At 56.4% G+C, this 4,172-nt stretch carries 6 protein-coding genes; 4 read left to right on the top strand and 2 right to left on the bottom strand.

What is annotated here, in order from left to right:
• Positions 1-1,710: molecular chaperone DnaK (dnaK, locus tag ABSG47_RS20855; protein ID WP_424172494.1), on the top strand; the 1,710-nt coding region annotated here is incomplete at its 5' end.
• A gap of 86 nt (positions 1,711-1,796) precedes the next feature.
• On the opposite strand, the gene ABSG47_RS20850 is transcribed toward dnaK, so the two are convergent.
• Positions 1,797-2,807, bottom strand: a complete 1,011-nt coding sequence (locus ABSG47_RS20850; protein ID WP_424172491.1) for a hypothetical protein — start codon at positions 2,805-2,807, stop codon at positions 1,797-1,799.
• A gap of 234 nt (positions 2,808-3,041) precedes the next feature.
• Between ABSG47_RS20850 and ABSG47_RS20845 the strand changes: the two genes are divergently transcribed.
• The 3 genes from ABSG47_RS20845 to ABSG47_RS20835 are packed head-to-tail and all read left to right on the top strand — an operon-like array spanning position 3,042 to position 4,014.
• Positions 3,042-3,404 (top strand): type II toxin-antitoxin system RelE/ParE family toxin, encoded by a 363-nt coding sequence (locus ABSG47_RS20845; RefSeq protein ID WP_424172488.1) that lies wholly within the window; start codon positions 3,042-3,044, stop codon positions 3,402-3,404.
• Positions 3,401-3,697 carry a helix-turn-helix domain-containing protein gene (locus ABSG47_RS20840; protein WP_424172485.1) on the top strand — a complete coding sequence of 99 codons (297 nt, stop codon included), beginning with the start codon at positions 3,401-3,403 and terminating at the stop codon, positions 3,695-3,697. The genes ABSG47_RS20845 and ABSG47_RS20840 overlap by 4 nt, the downstream gene beginning before the upstream one ends.
• Positions 3,698-3,714: 17 nt before the next feature.
• Positions 3,715-4,014, top strand: coding sequence for a HigA family addiction module antitoxin (locus ABSG47_RS20835; RefSeq protein WP_424172483.1), 300 nt, complete (start codon positions 3,715-3,717; stop codon positions 4,012-4,014).
• Positions 4,015-4,034: 20 nt separating this feature from the next.
• On the opposite strand, the gene ABSG47_RS20830 is transcribed toward ABSG47_RS20835, so the two are convergent.
• Positions 4,035-4,148, bottom strand: a complete 114-nt coding sequence (locus ABSG47_RS20830; protein ID WP_424172496.1) for an energy transducer TonB — start codon at positions 4,146-4,148, stop codon at positions 4,035-4,037.
• Positions 4,149-4,172 lie beyond the last annotated feature (24 nt).

Genomic DNA, 4,172 nt, shown 5'->3' with positions numbered 1-4,172 from the left:
GTGGCCAAGCGGCAGGCGATTACGAACCCGGAGAATACGATTTTCTCCATCAAGCGGTTTATGGGCCGCCGCTTTAACGAAGTGAACGATGAGATGAAGATGGTGCCCTACAAGGTTGTGCAGCAGGGCGACCATATTGCCGTTGTGGCGCAGGGCAAGGAGTACACCGCGCCTGAGATTTCGGCGATGATTCTGCAGAAGTTGAAGAAGTCTGCCGAGGCCTACCTGGGCGAGACCGTGACTGAGGCTGTGATTACGGTTCCGGCGTACTTTAACGATGCGCAGCGCCAGGCTACGAAGGACGCTGGCAAGATTGCCGGCCTGGATGTAAAGCGCATTGTGAACGAGCCGACGGCGGCTGCGCTGGCTTATGGCCTGGATAAGAAGAAGGACGAGACGATTGCCGTGTACGACTTCGGCGGCGGCACGTTCGATATTTCGATCCTGGAAGTGGGGGAAGGCGTCATTGAGGTCAAGTCGACCAACGGCGACACGCACCTGGGCGGCGACAATCTGGATCAGCGGATTGTGGAGTGGCTCATCGCCGAGTTCAAGCAGGAAACCGGGTTGGATCTGGGCTCGAAGGGCAACGAAATGGCTCTGCAGCGCCTGAAGGATGCTGCGGAAAAGGCCAAGATTGAGCTTTCGACTACGGTCGAGACCGAGATCAATCTGCCGTTTGTTACGGCGGATGCGTCGGGGCCAAAACACCTGGTTCGCAAGCTGACGCGGGCGAAGCTGGAATCGCTGGTTGACGATCTGCTGCAGAAGTCACTGGAGCCGTGCAAGAAGGCAATGACGGATGCGGGCGTGACAGCAGCGCAGATTGACGAGGTTGTGCTCGTCGGCGGCCAGACGCGTATGCCGAAGATCCAGGAGATTGTGAAGCAGCTCTTTGGCAAGGAGCCTCATCGCGGTGTGAATCCGGATGAAGTGGTTGCGATTGGCGCGGCTGTGCAGGCTGGCGTGTTGGCCGGCGAGGTGAAGGACCTGCTCCTGCTGGACGTGACGCCTCTGACTTTGTCGATTGAGACGCTGGGTGGAGTGGCGACGCCGATGATTCCGCGGAACACGACGATTCCGACGAAGAAGACGGAGACGTTTTCGACGGCGGCGGACTCGCAGACCGAGGTTGAGGTGCATGTGCTGCAGGGCGAGCGCCCGATGGCGGGGCAGAACCGCACGCTTGGCAAGTTCAAGCTGGCGGGGATTCCGCCGGCGCCGCGCGGCGTGCCGCAGATTGAGGTGACGTTTGATATTGACGCGAACGGCATTCTGAATGTGACGGCGAAGGACAACGCCACGGGTAAGGACACGCGCATCACCATTACTTCAAGCTCGGGCCTGAGCAAGGACGAGGTGGAGCGCATGGCCAAGGACGCCGAGGCGCACGCGGCCGAGGACAAGTCGGTCTACAACATCGAAAAGATGCTGAAGGACTCGGGCGAGAAGGTGGCGGCTGCGGATAAGACGGACGTGGAAGCTGCTCTTGCCGAAGCGAAGACCACGCTGGCCGGAACGCCTTCTGTGGAGGAGCTGAAGGCCTCGCACGAGAAGCTGACTGCGGCAAGCCACAAGCTGGCCGAGGCTATGTACAAGGCGAATGCTGCTGCTCCAGAAGCTGCTGCGGCGGGCGAACCTGCTGCCGAGCAGAAGAAGGACGAAGGCGTGATTGACGCTGAGTATGTGGACGTGGACGAGAAGAAGTAGGCGGAGCTGGCGGGGATAGCTTGGCTAGCCCCGCCGCTCGCAGATGCTAATTCTCATGGTTGATTGAGGCCGTCGTGCCTGTCGTCTTATTGCTGTAACTTTGCGTGCAGAACTACAGCAGTACCCGCGCGCGTGAGCGTACACATGGAATTCTCGTCGCACTGATAATGAATTCGCGCCGAGTTTACGTGCCAAATAATCGCGTTGTCTCGTTCTCCTTCTTTGTACACGTAGAAGGTCAGCCCTCGGCTCGTCTCGATATTTCCGGGGATGCTATAGCCGCTTATCACATCGTAGCCCTCAAAGGAACTGTGTGGAGCCCCTGTCTTCTCATTTAAACCCCGGGCCGTATCATGTTTCGAGGGCGAGCTCCCGTTTTCTTCTGTACTTTTCGTGTGGCCCTTGAGCAAATCATCTTGCTCGGCGGTGGTGAGAAAATTCGAGGAGAAACCCCAATGAATTGCTCGCTTATAAGTTTTGTTCGAACAGGGAATCTCGCCTTGCGAGCTGATTGCTCCAACCTTTCCGTCATTGGTGATGTCGCTATGAAATAGATCCCGGTCAGTTTCCCAGTTTCGTTCGTTCTCTAAAGCATCCTCATGTGCAATTACATATCCTGTCGGGTTGCTCATGGATTGTTGCGGATCCCTTAAGTCCTTATAGAAATCGAATCTCAGCACGATCTCCTTGCTACAAAGAGTGAACCCCGAGGAATCAGAAAGATAAATCTTGATTTTCAACGGGTGAGGTGGCTCCTTCACCATGAGAGTGAACCTGTCAATCTGTCCTTTATCGATTGGCTCGAAACGCACACGGTATTCAGCCTTCTCATCCCACTTCGTGATTAGCTTGCCCCTCAGCCCGACAGCGCTGAAATCGACAGAGCCCAAATCGCGTAGAGGAAGCGGCCTATCTCGGTACCATGAGGCGGCCTCGAACGTGGCGGCGATCATAAGTCCGAGGCCTGCGCCCGATGCGAAAAACAGGAGTGCTGCCCTCGTTGCGGACCTTGGAATTCGCCGAATCACCTTCTCTAGAAACGCAGGGATAGCTATAGTCAGTTTTTCATTTGGATTGGGATGTCTCGTATCCGTCATCTCGCGGCACTCCTCTTCAACTGCCGAACGTTCGCACAGAAAATCAACATCATTGGAGCACTGTCTAAACCGGTTGACAATCACAATCCTGCGGCACAATTTCTGGAAGACATCGTGCTGGCACATTGAACTTTTGGCGTGCGGATCGAGGGAAATTTCGATATTGGATTACGCGTCTCTAGGCGCTGAAGCTGGCAAGTTTGCCAGAAGTAGTGCAATGCACTACAATAATTTTTGCCCGACGCACGGCCCATCACGGTAGTAGAAACGCACGAATTCCTCGCTGCGATGAAGAAGTTGATGGACGATGAGGAACGAGCGAAACTCGTTAGCTACCTAGCTTACAACCCGACTGCAGGCGATGTAATTCCCGGAACCGGCGGCGTGCGCAAGATGAGGTGGGGGCTTGAAGGGCGCGGTAAGCGTGGCGGCGCAAGGGTGATTTATTTTTTTCACGATATGGATATGCCGCTGTATGTGTTTACTGCGTATGCAAAGAATGAGCGCGAGAATCTAGAGCATGCTGAGATTCATGCCATGCGGAAAGCTACCACAATTCTTGTGGAGATGAATCGGAAGCGGAGGTCAAAACCATGAGCAAAGTGGGCGAGAGCATCCTTCGCGGACTTGAGCAGGCGATTGCCTTTGCCGACGGCACGGGCGATCCTGCCGATTACGTTGTTCACATTCCGCCGGAGATCGATGTGAGGGCAATTCGCGGGCGGCTGGGAATGACGCAGCAGCAGTTCGCGGTCTCATTCGGCTTCAGCGTGAACACGGTCCGGCACTGGGAGCAGGGAAGGCGCGTTCCCGAAGGTCCCACGCGAGCCTACTTACTGGTAATTGACCGCGAACCGGAAACCGTGCAGAAGGCCCTTCGCATCGCGTGAGGAGATGGAGACTGCCGATGAGTATTCCCCGTAAGCCCGATGAGCGCGGCGTTCCGCCCCATCCGGGCAAGATTTTGCGTGATGCGCTTGGCGATATGGACGTGACTTCGGCGGCAAAGAAGCTGCATGTCTCGCGCACTACGCTTTCGCGCATTTTGAACGGCGCGGCGGGCATTTCCGCCGATATGTCGCTACGCCTGTCTATTGCTTTGGGAACGCACGACAGCCTCTGGTATCAACTGCAGATGGACTACGACATTTGGCAGGCGGCGCGCAGGAAGCGGCCTAAGATCGAGAGCTTCCATGCGGCTGCTTAGGGGCCGCATGGAAGGCTGCTTTAGTACGGATCGAATTCCACGCGGATGGTGGTGTGCATCTGTACTGGTTCGCCGTTGAGCAGGTAGGGGCGGTACTCCCAGCTATGGACGGCTTCTACGGCGGCGGGTTGCAGGAGCAGCGGGCCGTTGAGGATTTT

The sequence above is a fragment of the Occallatibacter sp. genome, assembly GCF_049510455.1.
Lineage (GTDB): Bacteria > Acidobacteriota > Terriglobia > Terriglobales > Acidobacteriaceae > Telmatobacter.
The sequence above is the reverse complement of the archived record's forward strand: the minus strand, read 5'-3'. Positions and strand labels throughout refer to the sequence as shown.

Bases quoted from the DNA above. Each gene is read 5' to 3' on its own strand.
- ABSG47_RS20850 (WP_424172491.1), bottom strand. From the start codon at position 2,807: ATGACGGATACGAGACATCCCAATCCAAATGAAAAACTGACTATAGCT.
- ABSG47_RS20840 (WP_424172485.1), top strand. From the start codon at position 3,401: ATGAGCAAAGTGGGCGAGAGCATCCTTCGCGGACTTGAGCAGGCGATT.
- ABSG47_RS20835 (WP_424172483.1), top strand. From the start codon at position 3,715: ATGAGTATTCCCCGTAAGCCCGATGAGCGCGGCGTTCCGCCCCATCCG.